Source organism: Bradyrhizobium sp. (assembly GCF_036735945.1).
Classification (GTDB): Bacteria; Pseudomonadota; Alphaproteobacteria; order Rhizobiales; family Xanthobacteraceae; genus Bradyrhizobium.
This window is the reverse complement of record NZ_DAINNI010000113.1, coordinates 1-15,314: the sequence shown is the minus strand read 5'-3', so window position 1 is coordinate 15,314 and position 15,314 is coordinate 1. Positions and strand designations below refer to the sequence as shown.

The 15,314-nt window shown below is 63.6% G+C and carries 21 protein-coding genes and 1 tRNA gene; 14 read left to right on the top strand and 8 right to left on the bottom strand.

The features are described from left to right. Positions 1-1,286, top strand: a 1,286-nt coding sequence (locus V7E26_RS24305) for a S10 family peptidase (RefSeq protein WP_324421087.1), incomplete at its 5' end; no start/stop codon positions are given. Between the two features lie 152 nt (positions 1,287-1,438). Here V7E26_RS24305 and V7E26_RS24300 read toward each other — a convergent pair. Further along, positions 1,439-1,972 carry a hypothetical protein gene (locus V7E26_RS24300; RefSeq protein ID WP_324421084.1) on the bottom strand — a complete coding sequence of 178 codons (534 nt, stop codon included), beginning with the start codon at positions 1,970-1,972 and terminating at the stop codon, positions 1,439-1,441. A 290-nt stretch (positions 1,973-2,262) separates the two neighbouring features. Between V7E26_RS24300 and V7E26_RS24295 the strand changes: the two genes are divergently transcribed. The 4 genes from V7E26_RS24295 to V7E26_RS24280 all read left to right on the top strand — a co-directional run bounded on the left by V7E26_RS24295 (position 2,263) and on the right by V7E26_RS24280 (position 4,666). Then, positions 2,263-2,550 carry a His-rich protein BRANT gene (locus V7E26_RS24295; protein WP_324421082.1) on the top strand — a complete coding sequence of 96 codons (288 nt, stop codon included), beginning with the start codon at positions 2,263-2,265 and terminating at the stop codon, positions 2,548-2,550. A gap of 249 nt (positions 2,551-2,799) precedes the next feature. Then, entirely contained in the window at positions 2,800-3,174 is a 375-nt protein-coding gene (locus V7E26_RS24290; protein ID WP_442893470.1) for a hypothetical protein, read from the top strand. Positions 3,175-3,540: 366 nt separating this feature from the next. After that, entirely contained in the window at positions 3,541-4,251 is a 711-nt protein-coding gene (locus V7E26_RS24285; protein ID WP_324421080.1) for an outer membrane protein, read from the top strand. A gap of 175 nt (positions 4,252-4,426) precedes the next feature. After that, positions 4,427-4,666 (top strand): hypothetical protein, encoded by a 240-nt coding sequence (locus V7E26_RS24280; RefSeq protein WP_442893469.1) that lies wholly within the window; start codon positions 4,427-4,429, stop codon positions 4,664-4,666. 111 nt (positions 4,667-4,777) lie between these two features. On the opposite strand, the gene V7E26_RS24275 is transcribed toward V7E26_RS24280, so the two are convergent. After that, on the bottom strand, positions 4,778-5,032 hold the full coding sequence (locus V7E26_RS24275; protein ID WP_324421075.1) for a hypothetical protein: 255 nt from the start codon (positions 5,030-5,032) through the stop codon (positions 4,778-4,780). 191 nt (positions 5,033-5,223) lie between these two features. Here V7E26_RS24275 and V7E26_RS24270 point away from each other — a divergent pair, with 191 nt between their 5' ends. From V7E26_RS24270 to V7E26_RS24260, 3 genes are all read left to right on the top strand, one after another. Further along, positions 5,224-5,331 (top strand): glucose transporter, encoded by a 108-nt coding sequence (locus tag V7E26_RS24270; RefSeq protein WP_324421073.1) that lies wholly within the window; start codon positions 5,224-5,226, stop codon positions 5,329-5,331. A 99-nt stretch (positions 5,332-5,430) separates the two neighbouring features. Continuing rightward, complete coding sequence (locus V7E26_RS24265) at positions 5,431-5,796, top strand: hypothetical protein (RefSeq protein WP_324421071.1); 366 nt, start codon at positions 5,431-5,433, stop codon at positions 5,794-5,796. Then, entirely contained in the window at positions 5,793-6,641 is an 849-nt protein-coding gene (locus tag V7E26_RS24260) for an alpha/beta fold hydrolase (RefSeq protein WP_324421069.1), read from the top strand. Before V7E26_RS24265 ends, V7E26_RS24260 begins: the two co-directional genes overlap by 4 nt. Before the next feature lie 31 nt (positions 6,642-6,672). On the opposite strand, the gene V7E26_RS24255 is transcribed toward V7E26_RS24260, so the two are convergent. From V7E26_RS24255 to V7E26_RS24245, 3 genes are all read right to left on the bottom strand, one after another. After that, positions 6,673-7,119: a hypothetical protein gene (locus V7E26_RS24255; RefSeq protein ID WP_324421067.1), complete on the bottom strand. Its 447-nt coding sequence runs from the start codon at positions 7,117-7,119 to the stop codon at positions 6,673-6,675. 213 nt (positions 7,120-7,332) lie between these two features. Further along, the gene (locus V7E26_RS24250) at positions 7,333-7,557 is read right to left on the bottom strand and encodes a hypothetical protein (protein WP_324421065.1); all 225 of its coding nucleotides are present in this window, start codon (positions 7,555-7,557) and stop codon (positions 7,333-7,335) included. Positions 7,558-7,780: 223 nt separating this feature from the next. Continuing rightward, positions 7,781-7,855 (bottom strand) — tRNA-Thr (locus V7E26_RS24245). 207 nt (positions 7,856-8,062) lie between these two features. Between V7E26_RS24245 and V7E26_RS24240 the strand changes: the two genes are divergently transcribed. The 6 genes from V7E26_RS24240 to V7E26_RS24215 all read left to right on the top strand — a co-directional run bounded on the left by V7E26_RS24240 (position 8,063) and on the right by V7E26_RS24215 (position 12,633). After that, entirely contained in the window at positions 8,063-8,320 is a 258-nt protein-coding gene (locus V7E26_RS24240; RefSeq protein ID WP_324421062.1) for a hypothetical protein, read from the top strand. A 42-nt stretch (positions 8,321-8,362) separates the two neighbouring features. Next, the gene (locus tag V7E26_RS24235; protein WP_324421060.1) at positions 8,363-9,058 is read left to right on the top strand and encodes an urease accessory protein; all 696 of its coding nucleotides are present in this window, start codon (positions 8,363-8,365) and stop codon (positions 9,056-9,058) included. A gap of 56 nt (positions 9,059-9,114) precedes the next feature. Next, positions 9,115-10,089 (top strand): Bug family tripartite tricarboxylate transporter substrate binding protein, encoded by a 975-nt coding sequence (locus V7E26_RS24230; RefSeq protein ID WP_324421058.1) that lies wholly within the window; start codon positions 9,115-9,117, stop codon positions 10,087-10,089. Between the two features lie 245 nt (positions 10,090-10,334). Next, the gene (locus V7E26_RS24225) at positions 10,335-10,889 is read left to right on the top strand and encodes an Mpo1 family 2-hydroxy fatty acid dioxygenase (RefSeq protein WP_324421056.1); all 555 of its coding nucleotides are present in this window, start codon (positions 10,335-10,337) and stop codon (positions 10,887-10,889) included. A 52-nt stretch (positions 10,890-10,941) separates the two neighbouring features. Next, positions 10,942-11,991, top strand: a complete 1,050-nt coding sequence (locus V7E26_RS24220; protein ID WP_324421053.1) for an NAD-dependent epimerase/dehydratase family protein — start codon at positions 10,942-10,944, stop codon at positions 11,989-11,991. Positions 11,992-12,015: 24 nt separating this feature from the next. Next, complete coding sequence (locus tag V7E26_RS24215) at positions 12,016-12,633, top strand: methyltransferase family protein (protein WP_442893468.1); 618 nt, start codon at positions 12,016-12,018, stop codon at positions 12,631-12,633. 11 nt (positions 12,634-12,644) lie between these two features. Here V7E26_RS24215 and V7E26_RS24210 read toward each other — a convergent pair whose 3' ends face one another. The 3 genes from V7E26_RS24210 to V7E26_RS24200 form a co-directional block, all read right to left on the bottom strand. After that, positions 12,645-13,556 carry a LysM peptidoglycan-binding domain-containing protein gene (locus V7E26_RS24210; protein WP_324421049.1) on the bottom strand — a complete coding sequence of 304 codons (912 nt, stop codon included), beginning with the start codon at positions 13,554-13,556 and terminating at the stop codon, positions 12,645-12,647. Positions 13,557-13,715: 159 nt separating this feature from the next. Then, positions 13,716-14,471, bottom strand: a complete 756-nt coding sequence (locus V7E26_RS24205; protein ID WP_324421046.1) for a hypothetical protein — start codon at positions 14,469-14,471, stop codon at positions 13,716-13,718. A 192-nt stretch (positions 14,472-14,663) separates the two neighbouring features. After that, positions 14,664-15,314, bottom strand: a 651-nt coding sequence (locus V7E26_RS24200) for a sulfatase/phosphatase domain-containing protein (RefSeq protein WP_324421044.1), incomplete at its 5' end; no start/stop codon positions are given.

Here is a 15,314-nt window from a genome sequence, read left to right as displayed (position 1 = left end):
TCGACGACAAGGGCGAGCCGCAGGCCGACATCGCCTACACCTCCTACCAGCTCGACGGCGCCGATCGCGAGAGCCGGCCGGTGACGTTCTTCTTCAACGGCGGTCCGGGCGCGTCCTCGGCCTGGCTGCAGTTCGGCACGGCAGGGCCATGGCGCGTGTCGATTACGGGCGAGGGCGCGGTGTCGTCGGCGACGCCCGATCTGTTGCCCAATGCCGAGACCTGGCTCGATTTCACCGATCTCGTCTTCATCGATCCCGTCGGCACCGGCTACAGCCGCTTCGTTGCGACCGGCGAGGACGTGCGCAAGCGCTTCTATTCCGTCGACGGTGACGTCAGTGCGGTCGCGCTGGTGATCCGGCGCTGGCTGGAAAAATACGATCGCTTGCAGTCGCCGAAATTCGTCACGGGCGAGAGCTATGGCGGCATCCGCGGGCCGAAGGTCGTGCGCAATCTGCAGACCCAGCAGGGCGTCGGCGTGCGCGGGCTGATCCTGGTCTCGCCCTTGTTCGACTACCGCGATTTTTCCGGCTCGAGCGTGCTGCAATACATGTACACCTTGCCGAGCATGGCGGCGGTCGCGCGCGAGACCAGGGCGGAAGGCAAGGCGCCGGTGACGCGCGCCGATCTCGCCGATGTCGAGCGTTACGCGCAGGGCGAGTTTCTGACCGATCTCGTCAAGGGGCAGGCGGACAGCGAGGTCGCGACACGGCTCGCCGACCGCGTGGCGTCATTGACCGGCATCGATCAGGCGGTGAGCCGCCGGCTCGGCGGCCGCTTCGAGATCGGTGAATTCCGCCGGGAATTCGACCGTCGCAACGGCCGCGTGACGGGACGCTACGACGCCTCGGTCTCCGGCTATGATCCCTATCCGGATTCGAGCTATTCGCATTTCGGCGATCCATCCGGCGACAGCCTGACGGCGCCGCTGACGAGTGCGGCCGTCGATCTCACCACGCGCAAGCTGAACTGGCGTCCGGACGGCTCGTATCACCTGCTGAGCGAGGCCGTGAGCAGGGCCTGGGATTTCGGCCGCGGGCCCGCGGAATCGGTTTCGCAACTCCGCCAGATTCTCGCGCTCGATCCGAAAATGAAATTGCTTGTCGGCCACGGGCTGTTCGATCTCGCCACGCCGTATTTTGCCTCGAAGGTGATGCTTGATAATTTGCCGGCCTATGCGCGGTCGGACCGCGTCAAGCTCGTCGTCTATCCCGGCGGCCACATGTTCTATTCGCGCGACGCCGCACGCCAGGCGTTTCGTGCGGAGGTCGAGCAAGTGATGAAGTAAGGCGAAACAAAACCGGCGCGGTGTTTTCAACTGCGCCGGTTGTTACGCTGTCGTCATTGCGAGGAGCGGAGCGACGAAGCAATCCATGCTTCCGTTATGCCGCGATATGGATTGCTTCGCTTCGCTCGCAATGACAGGGAGAGACTAGCGCCTCAGTAAACCAATCCCGTGCCCGGAGCCTTTTCCAGCGCGGCGGCCAGCGAGCGATATTCCTCGCTCGAAGCGCCCGCGAGCTGCGCGATCTTGCTCAAATGATACTGCGCCTGATCGCGGTTGCCCTGTTCGACCTGCCACAGGCCGTAATACTGCCAGGTCTTGACGTGGGCCGGATCGGCCTTGAGCGCGCGCTCGTACCAGATCTGCGAGACCTTGTAGTCGCCGAGCTTGCGGTAGGAATAGCCGATCAGGTTGGCGACGGCGGCGGTGTCGTCATGCCCGAGCGCCTTGAGCTGCGTGATCGCCGACGCATAGTCGTGGCGGTCGTAGATCGCCGCATAGGCGGCGCGGTAGCCGTCGGCGAATGCGGTCTGCTCGCTGCCGGGGCGCGCTTCGGATTTCTTTTTCTTCTTGTCGGGCGGCGGTGGATCGTTGTCGGGCGCTGCATAGACGACGGTCACGACAGGGGCTGCCGCCAGCGTGAGCGACAACATTGCGAGAGTCAAAAGCCTGATCGCTAGTTTATTCATACAAGTCTCCTGATGGCAGGTTCGGCGATCCTACACCGAAGCCCGCTGGTTAAAACCCCTGGCGCCCGACAACATTCCCGAGAATATCCCCGCGCGCATCTCCTCGATTTCGCCCATTTTCACCGGCGGCCCGTCGTTACGGGACATGACGAAGATGTCATTCAGATGAACAGAGTCACACAGCGCGATTCAGGACGGGTTCAGTGCGCGGCCGCTAGCGTCGAGCGCATGATCGGCGAGCCACACATGCCCGCGGGTCCATGGGACAGGAAGAGCAAGAGGAGACAATCATGCTCAAGACCATTTCCGCAGCACTCGTTGCCGTTTCCGTTCTCGCAGCACCTGCACTTGCCGGCACGCCGGGCAAGACCGCGCAGACCCCGATGAGCAAGATCACGCAGACACCGGCCGTCAAGGCGGAGCAGGGCAAGGCGAAGGCGATGAACGCCAACGCGCGGATGGGCCATCACAAGCATTATCGCCATCATCGCCACCACAAGCACATCGGCATGCCGAAGACGCACGCGAAGCCGCATGTCGCCGTCAAGCATGTGACGCCGGCGGCAAAACGCGGCTGAATCCGATTCGCCGGCGCGTTTCGCCCCCATTGCCCCGGCGCCGGCGAATGTCAGGCCAGCCCACGCGCCATCGGCTTCGCTGATGGCCGTGGGCTGGCGCATGCTCAATTTTTCGAGAGCACCGTTCGGGGATAACCGAGTTGCGAATTCCATTCCGGCGTCAGGCAGTCTAAGAGACGGCGATTGCAGCAGGGGAAATTTCGCTTGGGGCGTTTGGTCAAATTTGCGGCGATGGTGTTGCTGCCGGCCATGCTTTCGGCCTGTGCCGCCACCGATGAGGGCAAGCCGATCACCTTCACCGATGATCGCGGCGTCGCCAGCCAGCCCTTCCCGAAGAATTACCGCACCGAAGTGGTGGCGTTCCTCAAGACCTATCTCAACAACCCGGTCGGCGTGCGCGACGCCGCGATGGCCGAGCCGGTCGAGCGTGTCGTCGGGGGACGGCAGCGCTATGTCGCCTGCGTGCGTTTCTCGGCGCGCGAATCCGACGGCGGCTACCGCGAGCCACGCGAACGCGCCATCCTCTTTGTCGATGGCCGGCTCGACCGCATCGCCGAAACAGCCGAACCCTGTGCCGGGCTGGCCTATGCGCCCTTTCCGGAGCTTGAGAAGCTGACGCGCTAGGCTGGCGGCTTGGCGCCGGGCGAGGCGCAGTTCGATAGGGCAGGAAAGCGCCACGGCGCGCCGCAGCCGGGCGGTCACCGCCGGCCGGCCCGGCGCCATTCGGGTGTTCCCGTGGCGGAACCGTGAACGAAATCGGATCACTTTTCGGCGAGGCCTGAACCCCGGCTTAGTCATCGCCGACATCAACTAAGTGGGAAACCCCCCTCCTTAACCGGGAAAAAAGCCCTACATGCGAGGAACCACAACGGTTTGTTGCCCTGCTGCCACGCCTGGCGCGCCATCCGGTCGCGGGCCCGGTCGCAAAGCAACCCAAATGAGGTCACGTTGTTTGGATTGGTATCTGCAACGTTTGTAACGGGGATCAGTATGAAGAAGATTTTGCTCGGCATTGCCGCGCTGGCCGCCCTGGGAGCGCCAGCCTTTGCGGCCGACATGCCGCCGCGGCCTTATACCAAGGCGCCGGCCTATACCGCGCCCCAGGTCGTCTACAACTGGACCGGATTCTATGTCGGCGGCCATGTCGGCGGCGCCTTTGCAGGCAATAATTCCCTGCAAGGCAGCGACGCCCGCTTCCTCGGTGGCGTCCAGGGCGGCTTCGACTATCAGTTCGCGCCGAACTGGGTGTTCGGCGCCGAGGCCCAGTACAGTTGGCTGTCCGGCGGCAACAACAATGGCGTGCTGTTTCCGGGTACGCTCGTAACCTCCAGCAACGACCAGCTCGGCTCGGTGACCGGCCGGTTCGGCTACACCTGGGGGCCGGCGCTGCTTTACGCCAAGGGCGGCTATGCCTGGCGCGACGGCAACAATCTCGGGGTGACGGCGGCCGGCGTGCCGCAGGCCTTCACCACCAACGGCAGCCACAGGGACGGCTACACCGTCGGCGGCGGCCTTGAATACATGTTCGCCCCGAACTGGTCGGCCAAGGCGGAGTACCAGTATTACAATTTCGGCAACACTACCTTCACGGCGGGTCCGGCCGACATAGCCGGCCGCAGCTTCCGCAACGACGAGCACACCGCCAAGGTCGGCGTGAACTATCGTTTCGGCTGGGGTGGTCCTGCCGCTGCCAGATACTGATACACCGCGTATCGACATGCGAAAGGCCGGCGTCAAGCCGGCCTTTTTTGTTCGCGCGCGTCATGCACCTTGCTGCGTGCGCTTTGCGTGCGTCGAAAAATAATTTTCGCGCTGCACGCAACTTTTCGTCATGATCCGCTATTATGGTTCAGCCGGTTGGGTTGGACATCAAAACATGCGTGCTTTTGCGTTAGGGCTGATCATTTCCGCAGCGGCGTTTCCGTGCCTTGCTCAAACTGTCCTGAAATCTGAACCGCTTATCCTTGCTCCCTATGAAGTCGCCTTGGTGCAGGATCCCTCGTGCGGGGTCGGCAAGGTGCGCAAGGTAACCGGCGCGATCCGCGGACTGCAGCGTCGCAAGGCCTGTGTTGCGCTGGCTTCGGAGCAGGCATCGCTGGTCTCGGCGACGCCATAGCAACGATTTGACCGCCTCGGATGGTCGTCCCCGGCGACGGGACCCATACGCCGAGAGGGGGCGTTTGACTGCCGACATCACTGCTTCCTGCCGTCGGCGTCACATCCTTCCTTATGATGCCAACTGCAATTCCGTCTGGGCGTCGCGCTCGGCGTCCGCCTTGTTGCGGGCAGGATCTTCCTGCGGCTCGAGCTGGCACGGCCTGATCTCATAATCATGGTCCAGCACCGGACGGGGCGCGGTGCTGTCCTCGCCGGAAACCACGTCGACCACGAGGCCGCTCTTCTGGGCGATCTTCCAGACGTCGGCGGCGGTCGGATAGGCCTTGCTCAGCTTGGCATCGTTCGAGAACAGCGCGTAGGGCATTTGCTAGCTCCAGCAAAAACGGTCAACGCGGAAACCGGGTCCGGGTTTCTGCGATCTCACCGGTTGTTTCGGGAGCAAATTGGCTCGTTTCGGCACATTTTCGTGGTGTCTCTGAGTCTTTAACGAGCCGTAAACGCCCGAAAAAAGAAACCCCGAGACTCCTCAGCTAGAATCGCCGGATGTTTCCGGCCATGGGAACGAGCATTCATACCTCCGGCCAGTACGTTCACCTCAGGGTGACCGTCTGTCTGCTGGTCGCCTGCGTGGCGAACGTGGCGCTGGTATGCGCCTGGCTCTAGCCCCGGCCGATTCTTTGGCCGATTGACGGCTGCCTCATTCCGCTGGACTGGTAACGGTGAGAGCCGGTAAGCGGCCGGCGGATGGGAAGGGGCAGGAAAATGATCGAGACGCTTCAGCAGCGGGTCAACAACGACCCTGGTCTGGTCCGGCGCGGCCGCTATCTCACAACCAATTTTCTTATCGAGGTCGGCGCCACGCCCTGGGTGATCTCCATCTTCGAGGGCCGCATCGTCGCGGTGACGCAAGGGCCGTTCGTGATGCCGTCTTCCTCCTTTGTGCTGCGTGCGCCTGAAGAGGAATGGCGGAAGTTCTGGAGCAGGCGCCCGCCGCCGGGCTCGAACGACCTGATGGCGCTGATCAAGCGGCGCACGCTCAAGGCCGAGGGCAATCTGCAGGTCTTCATGTCCCATCTGCGCTACTTCAAGGAGGTTCTGGCCAAGCTGCGCGAAGGAGCCGCCGCATGAGCGCGAGATTCGAGCCGATCACCGGCCGCTACATGCATCTCGATCTGTTCGGCCGGCCACACCGGATCTATGTCGAGGAAGCCGGCGAGGGGACGCCGCTATTATGCCTGCACACCGCGGGCAGCGACGGGCGGCAGTATCGCGGCCTGATGAACGAGCCGCGCATCACGAGGGATCACCGCGTGATCGCCTTCGACATGCCCTGGCACGGCAAATCCTCGCCGCCGGCCGGCTGGCATGACGAGGAATATCAGCTCACCTCGGCGCAATACACCACCATGGTGCTGGAGATTTCGGCGGCGCTCGGGCTCGACAGGCCGATCCTGATCGGCTGTTCGATCGGCGGCCGGATCGCGCTGCATCTGGCGCTCGAGCATCCGGAACAATTCCGCGCCATCATCGGCCTGCAGGCCGGCGCGCATGTCGATCCCTATTATGATCTCAACTTCCTGCACCGCGCCGACGTGCACGGCGGCGAGGTCTGCGGCGCGATCGTTTCCGGATTGGTCGGCCCGGATGCACCGGACCAGGAGCGCTGGGAGACGCTGTGGCACTACATGCAGGGCGGCCCCGGCGTGTTCAAGGGCGATCTCCATTTCTACAAGCTCGACGGAGATATCCGCGGCCGGGTCGCGCAGATCGACACGAGGCGCTGTCCGTTGTTCCTGCTATCCGGCGAGTACGACTATTCCTGCACGCCCGAGGAAACGCTTGATGTGGCGAACAGCATTGCCGGCTGCCACGTCACCATCATGAAGGGGCTCGGCCACTTTCCGATGAGCGAGGACCCGCAGACGTTCATGACCTACCTGCTGCCGGTACTGGAGAAGATCGCGGCGAATTAGGATGTTGCAAGGATGCGCTATCTGGCGCGCGTTATTTGCCTGACCGCGTCGGCGGGTTGTCTTCCCGGAGCGACGCCTGCACCCTGGCCATGGTCGCCGCGCAATAGGCCTCGCGCTCGCGGCTGAACCGCTCCTGTTGGGCGCGGAAATTCGCGACCCGCGCCTTGATCTCGGATTGGAAGTCGCTGCGCAGGTCGACGCGCGGCAGAGGAGTGGGCTGCGCTATCTCCCGCGCCGGTTCCGGGGATGCCTGAACAGCGGCCGGCGGAGCAGGTATCTCCTGCGCCGGCAGGGGCGTGACGTCAGGCAGCGGCGCAAAACGAAGCGGAACTGCAACGACGGTCGCTTCCAAAGTCTCGACGGTGAGAGCGGCAGACGCCGTCGTCGTCCTTTCGGCTTCCGGCGCCTTGCCGGTTACCGACTGAACGAACGCCAGCGTTTGCGCGATCAGGAGATCGCGTTCCCTCATCCATTTCATTTGAAAAAAACCTCGCCCGAATCCACTCCATCAAACGTCTTTTGTGGAATCAAGCGGGCGTGGAGGTCGCGGTGGATAACTGCCGCGGTTTTGCCCGCACGGTGACAAAACGGTGACAGTCGTGACCGGCAACGTACACAAGTGCACGGACGGTTTCGCCAAGAGACGTTTCGCCCAGGGACGTTTCGCTCAGGGACGTTTCGCTCAGAGAGGTCAGCGCTCGCGCGGATTCGTATTCGGAACGAACGGCGCGCCGACCACGCGAACGGTCGGCTGGTCGCTGACATCAATGATTCCCTTGTCGGGTGACTGCGCCGGTTCGCGTTGCACCGTCGTTCGGTCAGCGATGCGGACCGGTTTGGCGTCGCTGAATGCCAGGAGACTGGCGCCGCCGGCAATGGTCAAGCTGATGCAACTGACCGCAGCGAGCAGCACCATGTTGCAGTCTTCTTCGCGAATTCTCATGCCGGAAAAAGGCAGGGGTAAGTAAGAAGCTTCGCAAGGAAATGATAGGACATCTAAGCGATGAGGCGAACGAGATATATGACCACGTAGATTTGGAGGATCAACTGGAAGCTGTGAAAAAAGTCCAAGAACGCGCGGGGAAACGCCTCCGCAAGCCCACTAAGGACCCCTCGCAAGTCATTGATTTCCCTAAGGCTGGTGCCGGCTGAGGGGATTGAACCCCCGACCTTCGGTTTACAAAACCGCTGCTCTACCGCTGAGCTAAGCCGGCGAATCAGCATCGATGGCTGGGGCGCGAGAGTGTCCGCCCTCGGTTCGATCGTCGCGGCTCGAATATCAGACTTGCCTGAAAAGGGCCAGAACCTCCGAGTGCCGGGGATAGGCCGGGCGGTAGTAGCTTCCACTGTACGGATTTCCCGGTCCGAGGTTCTGGCAATTGGCGTTCGGATAGAACTGCGCGCAGTGGCCGGGATTGTAGATGACCTGCTGGGCGCTGGCGGGGCCTGTGATCGCGGATGCAAGGATCGCCGCGCGGCCGCGAGAAGTGCTGATCGTGTCATGGGATGAGTCCTGGGATGAACTCCATTGTCAGGGTCAGGTGAGGCGCCACGCCAAGTCGCCGTGGCTGCCGATCGTTCCGCCGAGGCTCCGCGGCCTCGCGTCAAGCCGCCGTGATGCCGATGACGAAGGCGAGGCGCCCGGCGATTTCGGTTGTGCAATCTCCCGTCAGATGTGAAGTTTCGGCCGCTTACCGTTCGAGGCATCAGGCAGGGGACGCATGTTCGGAATTCTGGGGCTGGGGTTCTTGCTGGGCATGCAGCACGCGCTCGAGGCCGATCACATTGCCGCCGTCTCCTCGATCGCCGCGCGCCGCAGCCACGTCGCCGACATCGTCAAGCACGGGCTGACCTGGGGGCTCGGCCACACCCTCACCTTGTTCGTCTTTGCCGGCGCCGCTCTCCTGCTTGGCCGGGCGATTCCGGAAACGATGGCGCGGCCGATCGAGACCGCCGTCGGGCTGATGCTGGTCGGCCTCGGCGGCCATGTGCTGTGGCGGCTGTGGCGCGACCGCGTGCATTTCCACCGGCACGGCCATGCCGACGGCACCGTGCATTTCCATGCCCACAGCCATGCCGGCGAAACCGCGCCGCATGCCGGCAGCGTTCACGCGCACGGCCACGGCTTCCGCTGGCGCACGCTGCTGGTCGGCCTGATGCACGGCATGGCGGGCTCTGCCGCGCTGCTGGTGCTCGCGGTGACGCAGGCCTCCAGTCCCGCCGCCGGGCTCGGCTACGTCGCGCTGTTCGGGATCGGCTCGATGATCGGCATGGGGGCGCTGTCGACGGTGATCGCGGTGCCGCTGGCGGTCTCCGCCCGCTCGCTCACCTGGGCCAACCGCGCGCTGCAAGGGGCGGTCGGCCTTGTCACCGTCGCGATCGGAATCGTCAGCGTGGTCGAGACGATCGCGGCCTGATATGCCGTCGCTGCGGACGGACGACCAATGACAGGAAACTTTGGGAGGAAGAAGGAATGAAGCGTCGGGATTTCCTGGCCGCGAGCGCCGCAACCTCACTGCTTGCGATGACGGGCAGGGCATCGGCGCAGGCCGGGCCGCTGACCAAGATCATCTTCCCGTTTGCGGCCGGAGGCGGCGGCGACGCGCTCTGCCGCCTCCTGGCGCAGCACGTCGCTCCATTGCTCGACCGCAACATGATCGTCGAAAATCGTACCGGCGGTGATGGCTTGATCGGCATCAAGGCGGTGAAGGGCGCCAACCCTGATGGCACGACCATCCTCGTGACGACAGGACCGACGATGTATCTGTTGCCGATGGTCGAGACCACGCCGAGTTTCGACGCGGCGCAGGACTTCGTTCCGGTCAGCCAACTCGTGCGGTTCGAATTCTGCGTCTTCGTCGGCAAGGCAGTGCCGGCCGAGGTCAAGGACTTCAAGCAATTCGTCGACTGGCTGAAGGCCAATCCAGATAACGCTACTTTCGGCGTGCCGAGCAACGGCACCATTCCGCATTTCACCGGCTCGCGGCTCGAGCAGGCGCTGGGCCTCAAGCTGACGCGCGTGGCCTATCGCGGCAGCGCGCCGATCATCAACGATCTTGTCGGCGGCCATATGCCGTTTGCGATTTCCACCTTGACCGATGCGATCCCGCAGCATCGCGCGGGTAACGTCCGCATTCTCGCGGTCGGCAGCGCGCAACGCTCGCCGTTCCTGCCCGAAGCGCCGACGCTGCGGGAGAGCGGCGTCGATCTGGTGGCGGATGGTTGGTACGGCTTGTGGCTGCCGGCGGGCGCCTCGCCGGACTTTGCGAAGAAGTTGAGCGAAGCGGTCGCGGCTGCGCTTGGCAAGGCCGAGGTCAAGGAAAAGCTTGCCGCGATCGGCCTGATCCCGGTCGGGTCGACGCCTGCAGGGCTGACCGCGGAACTTGCCGCCAACACCGCCTTCTGGCAGCCGATCGTCAAAGCCACGGGGTACAAGATCACGAATTGAGCCGAACCGTTGTCCACCTGGAAAAATTGACGCAACCCATGCCGGTTCCCGGCATCCATGTACCGAGTTAGTGGCCTGAATTGCCGCATGATTTTCGATTGCGTGGCGCTTGTGGGGCCGCAAGGCGCGTCGTGTCCTACGCTTTGACTTGATGGGGATTTCCGAGTCTAACTACCGTAAAGTCCGACTACCGTTATATCTCTGATGGAAGTCAGGGCATTGCAGCAGATGCGCCGGATTTTGGATTGAGCTTTGGCGCCTGCCGACAGCAAAGGGATAAGCCCCGCATGGGTTCATATTTTCGGCGGCAGCTTGCGGATTACGTTGAATATCATCGCGATCCCTGGAACTGCGCGATGCATGTCTTCGGCATCGTCTTCCTGTTCCTGGCTGCCGTTCTTCCGCTCAGCCTGTGGCCGATCACCATATTGGGGTTCCAGACCAGCGCGGCGGTCGTCGCCGTCATGCCGGTGCTGATCTACTGGTTCCTGCTCGACTTCGCGCTGGGCGCTGGCATCCTTGCGGCCGCAATCGCGCTGCTTTCGACCGCTGCCGCAATCGGCAGTCATGTGACGACCGCGGGGATGTGGTCGCTTACGGCCGTTCTGATCGTTATTGGCGTCACGGCACAGATTGTCGGGCATCGCGTGTTTGAGCGACGGCAGCCGGCGCTGGTCGATAATCCGACGCACCTGCTGCTCGGACCAATGTTTGTCATGGCGAAGCTGTTTATCGCGCTGGGCTTTCGGCGCGATCTCGCCATGATCATCCAGGGGCATCCGCAGGTCGCGGCGTCCTGATTGCGAATGTTTGAGCTTGAAGTACCCGTAGTGAGCTTGAAGTACCCGTAGCATGACACGTGTACTGGTCACAGGCGGCAGTGGTTTCATTGGAAAGCATCTCGTCGCGGCGCTGATGGCGCAGGGACGGCAGGTGAGGGTGCTCGACCTTCAGCCGCCGCCACGCATCCTGCCGCAGGTTGAGCACGTCAGCGGCTCCGTGCTCGACCGGGACCTGGTGGGCCGGGCGATGGATGGCGTCGATCAGGTCTATCATCTTGCCGGCCTGCCCGGCATGTGGTTGCCGCGAAAGGCCGCCTTTCACACCGTCAATTGCGGTGGCACCGAGATCGTGATCGAGACGGCGCGCAAGCGCGGCATCAAGCGCCTGCTGCACTGCTCGACGGAATCGATTCTGTTCCGCGCCTCGCCGTCGATGGTTCCCGTCCCCGATGACGCGTTGCTCCCCGACGACATGCCGGGCCCATATACGCGCTCGAAAATGCTGGCCGACCGGCTCGCGATGCAGGCGGCCGCAGCCGGATATCCGGTGGTGATCGGCTGTCCGACCATGCCGATCGGGCCTCACGACCACAACCTTACCCCGCCGACGGCGATGCTGCGGTACTTCCTCGATCGACGCCTTCAACTGCATCTCGATTTTGTCGTGAACCTCGTCGATGTGCGCGACGCGGCCGAAGGGCTGATCCTTGCGATGGAGCGCGGACAGGTCGGGCATCGCTACGTCCTCGGCGGCGAGAGCATGCCGCTGGGGCGAATTCTCGAGATCATGGCCGATATCAGCGGCCGTCGCGTCCGGCGCATTCGCGTGAACGGCAAGGTTGCCGAGTTGGTCACGGCAGCGCTGGAGTTCATCGCCGATCACGTGACGCACCGGCCTCCGTCCGGTACGGCCGAAGGCGTTCGCATCGCATTGCGGGCGGGCTCCCTGTCGATCGAAAAGGCGCAGCGCGAGCTCGGCTATGCGCCAGGCCCCGTCGAACCCGTGTTGCGCGAGACCATTGCGCATCTGCTTGGCGCCGGTGACAATCAGGGCGAATGGGGCTCGACGCCCAATACCCGCCCTCGGCCGTTTCATGCCGAGCGCCGGCTTGGCGGCTAGCTCAAACTCAATGCGGTCCGCAATATGCTGAACAGTCTCGGTCAAGGGTTGGCTTTCGTCCTGAGCGGCTGGACCACGACGTGGCCCACGCAACTGCTCGCCATCATCTGGATATTGTGGGTGGCGAGCTGGGTCATCGCATCGTTCTGGTCCGGGCAGACCAGGAAGAATGTGATGAGCTCGGACTCGCTCAGGTACCGCTCTCTCCTTTACCTGGGTGCGATTCTGTTCCTGCCATTGACCGGAAAGCTTCTGGGCGAAAAGCCGCTCTGGCAGTTTGGCAACGCTGGAGTCTATCTGCTGGCGTGTCTTGTGCTTGCAGGGATCTCGTTCACATGGTGGGCGAGAATTCATCTCGGACGTTTCTGGTCGAACTCGATCACGCACAAGGAAGGCCACGAGGTCATCGACACCGGCCCCTACGGGCTGGTGCGGCATCCGATCTATACCGGGCTTATCGCCGGGATGCTGGTGACGGGGATTGCGGTCGGTACCGTGACCGCGATGCTTGGCGCCGTGCTGATCTCGCTCGGCATGGCGCTCAAGGCCCGCATGGAGGAAGGCTTCCTCACGGCTGAACTCGGCGAAGACGCCTATGGCTCATATTGCCGTCGCGTCCCGATGCTGATTCCATTCACCTGACCGGCTGCCGACTACCGTTTCGGTCGCGATGCCACCGATGTTGCGATGGGCACAGCAAGACGGCGCGGGATCAGGATCCGCTGGCCGACTGGCAGCGGCGTAGTCTCCGCATACTGATTGGCCTGGGTCAGAGACCACAGCGGTACGTGGTTGAACGCCGCGAGTTTCTCCAGGGTGTCGCCGGACCGGGCCAGTTGAGGCGTGCCGCTGTCCCACAACTCGATCGGCGCATCGGGAGGAACCACATAGCGCAGCGGCATCGTCTCTGCATCGGTCGCCGCGGGCAAGCTAGCAAGTTGCGTAACCGCCGTCACCAATTGCTGGTGGATGGAATCCATCTTGTCGATGTTGATGTGGCTGACTTCCTCGTGCTGCTTCAGGTCGAAGCTCGCATAGTGTCCCTGATAGCCGGGCTCCGCCACCACGTCGCCGCCGCCCAGGATGCTGTCCGAGAGGAAGATGTTGATGAAGCGCTCGACGTTCAGCGGCACCTTCGGGGTTGCGTGAGCCGGATCGATGGTGACGACGAGGCTCACCTGGATGTTTTCGGCCTTCAGGATCCCCGCGAACGTCACGGCGCAAAGTCCGCCCATCGAATGACCGATCAGAACGATCGGTGCGGCATTCTCCCTGTAGTCGCGGATCGCCTGGTCGGCGATCAGCCGGCAGATGGTGAATTCGTAGACGTCAGCCCGGATGCCGGCTGCCTGGAGGCGGTCGGTCAGGCGATCCATTCCACGCGAGAAGATCGGGCCGAGGGCGCCCCGGAACAGGTAGACGCGCGCCGGCGGGCGGGTTGCGACCGCCGGTGCCAGCGCGGCAGGCGTCGCGGCCGGGTCGGACGCACGCGGAGCCGGACCGGCCTGCGCCGGATTGCAACTGAACGGGAAGAGAAGGGTGGAAACGACCACCCAGATCGCCACGGCGGCAACCTGCCTCGGACTGCTCATGCGCGTTCCATTCGCGATGGCGGACATCGGTACACCCCGACGCCGCCCGGCGCGTAGGGTGATCTATCGTCGAGGAATAGGCAGAATTTGCGGCACGCGCCATCGGACGCGGCGCCGGAACCGGGCTGGTCGCTACTGACGTACCGCCGCCGTGTTGGCGGTGCCTGATCGCCCGGCGCTTGCTGATCCATGCTGCCGCGGCTTGTGTGCCCCCGACCCTGATGCGGAGCGGCCAAAGACGACGGCGTCGATCTCGGCGATCACCTTGCGCTGCATGATCTGGTTCTTTTCGATCGACATGTGCCCGACGCCGGGCACGTTCTGCACGTTGATATTCTCGAGCTTGCCCTGCAGTTGCGCGGTCCTCGCGACCGGCTCGCCGTTGCCGTTGGCGATGTAGAAGTTGACGTAGCGTCCCACCCGTCCGGAGAGCTTGGTGCGGAACACCGAGTCCAGCCCGATGGCGAGCGTCACGGGCGCGCCAAGTTGATCCAGCCTGGCGACCATGTCGGGCAGCGCGGTCGCGCCCGAAGAATGGCCGACCAGGATGATCGTCTTGATCCGGCCGCTCTTGTATCCGCGGGCCGCGTCGTCGGCGAGCGACGACCATGAGGCGAAGTTCGCGACGGTCACCGGGATGCCCTGCGCCCGCAATTGCGCGGCGATGTCATCGAGACCCAGCGAGAAGATGTTGAGCACGCCGCGGAGCAGATAGACGTGCGCGGTCGAGGCTGCCTGTGCCGAGTTCGGCTGGGCCAGCGCGGAACGCGCGCCGATCGGCAGGAGCAGCAACAGCGCGATCGCGATCGCATGCAGGCGAGACCACGATCCCCGGCCGGGAATAAACGACCAGCGGACAAACCCGGTGTCGGCGCGATATGGCTTCATGGCTCTCCTCGAAGGGCTGCGAAGTGCTTCGCCGGGGCGACCGTAGCGCCCGTGTGCTGGGCGCCGCAACAAGGGCGGGGTCAGCCACCGCAATTTGCCGATGCGAAGTGTCTCCGCCGCAACACCTGCTTCCAAACCTTCAATGATTTTCGCTATTTGCCGCGGGAACACGATCGCGTGGGAGGCCGGCGCTCAGGGCTTCATCCCGATCCGTTCCCTGATCGCACCGAGTTCGGCCTCGTCCCAGATGCCGATCAGCACGCCGTTCTTCACCTGCAATTGCTGGGCGGCATAGGCCGCGATCTTCGCATTCGGCGTGGTGATGTGCATCTTCGGGTGCAGCGCCCAGTCGAACAGTTCCGATTGCAGCCGCGCCACCACCTCGGCGCAGGCGGGATCGGCGCCGCGGTCGACCAGTTCCTGCGGATCGGTTTCGAGGTCGTAGAGCATCGGGCGGAAGCCCGACGCATGAATGAACTTCCAGCGGCCGTCGAACACCATGAACAGGCGGCAGCGCTCGATCGGCTGGTTCAGCATCACGCGGACGTCCTGCATGGCGTAGTCGTATTCGGAGAACACCACCTTGCGCCAGTCGGCGGGCCTCGCGCCATGCAGCAGCGGCAGCAGCGAGCGTCCTTCCAAAATGTGATCGGGCGGAGGGCTGCCGAAATAGTCGATGAAGGTCGGCGCCAGGTCGATCGCCTCGACCAGCGCATCGTTCACCGTGCCACGCGTGGCGTTGGCGGCCGGCGAGGGATCGATCACGATCAGCGGGATTTTTGCCGACTGTTCGTGGAACAGATCCTTCTCGCCCATCCAGTGATCGCCGAGATAGTCGCCATG

What these genes read in the sequence shown, in the direction of transcription:
- V7E26_RS24300 (WP_324421084.1), bottom strand. Translation starts at nt 1,972, where the DNA reads ATGAATAAACTAGCGATCAGGCTTTTGACTCTCGCAATGTTGTCGCTC.
- V7E26_RS24295 (WP_324421082.1), top strand. Translation starts at nt 2,263, where the DNA reads ATGCTCAAGACCATTTCCGCAGCACTCGTTGCCGTTTCCGTTCTCGCA.
- V7E26_RS24290 (WP_442893470.1), top strand. Translation starts at nt 2,800, where the DNA reads ATGCTTTCGGCCTGTGCCGCCACCGATGAGGGCAAGCCGATCACCTTC.
- V7E26_RS24285 (WP_324421080.1), top strand. Translation starts at nt 3,541, where the DNA reads ATGAAGAAGATTTTGCTCGGCATTGCCGCGCTGGCCGCCCTGGGAGCG.
- V7E26_RS24280 (WP_442893469.1), top strand. Translation starts at nt 4,427, where the DNA reads ATGCGTGCTTTTGCGTTAGGGCTGATCATTTCCGCAGCGGCGTTTCCG.
- V7E26_RS24275 (WP_324421075.1), bottom strand. Translation starts at nt 5,032, where the DNA reads ATGCCCTACGCGCTGTTCTCGAACGATGCCAAGCTGAGCAAGGCCTAT.
- V7E26_RS24270 (WP_324421073.1), top strand. Translation starts at nt 5,224, where the DNA reads ATGGGAACGAGCATTCATACCTCCGGCCAGTACGTTCACCTCAGGGTG.
- V7E26_RS24265 (WP_324421071.1), top strand. Translation starts at nt 5,431, where the DNA reads ATGATCGAGACGCTTCAGCAGCGGGTCAACAACGACCCTGGTCTGGTC.
- V7E26_RS24260 (WP_324421069.1), top strand. Translation starts at nt 5,793, where the DNA reads ATGAGCGCGAGATTCGAGCCGATCACCGGCCGCTACATGCATCTCGAT.
- V7E26_RS24255 (WP_324421067.1), bottom strand. Translation starts at nt 7,119, where the DNA reads ATGAAATGGATGAGGGAACGCGATCTCCTGATCGCGCAAACGCTGGCG.
- V7E26_RS24250 (WP_324421065.1), bottom strand. Translation starts at nt 7,557, where the DNA reads ATGGTGCTGCTCGCTGCGGTCAGTTGCATCAGCTTGACCATTGCCGGC.
- V7E26_RS24240 (WP_324421062.1), top strand. Translation starts at nt 8,063, where the DNA reads ATGACCTGCTGGGCGCTGGCGGGGCCTGTGATCGCGGATGCAAGGATC.
- V7E26_RS24235 (WP_324421060.1), top strand. Translation starts at nt 8,363, where the DNA reads ATGTTCGGAATTCTGGGGCTGGGGTTCTTGCTGGGCATGCAGCACGCG.
- V7E26_RS24230 (WP_324421058.1), top strand. Translation starts at nt 9,115, where the DNA reads ATGAAGCGTCGGGATTTCCTGGCCGCGAGCGCCGCAACCTCACTGCTT.
- V7E26_RS24220 (WP_324421053.1), top strand. Translation starts at nt 10,942, where the DNA reads ATGACACGTGTACTGGTCACAGGCGGCAGTGGTTTCATTGGAAAGCAT.
- V7E26_RS24215 (WP_442893468.1), top strand. Translation starts at nt 12,016, where the DNA reads ATGCTGAACAGTCTCGGTCAAGGGTTGGCTTTCGTCCTGAGCGGCTGG.
- V7E26_RS24205 (WP_324421046.1), bottom strand. Translation starts at nt 14,471, where the DNA reads ATGAAGCCATATCGCGCCGACACCGGGTTTGTCCGCTGGTCGTTTATT.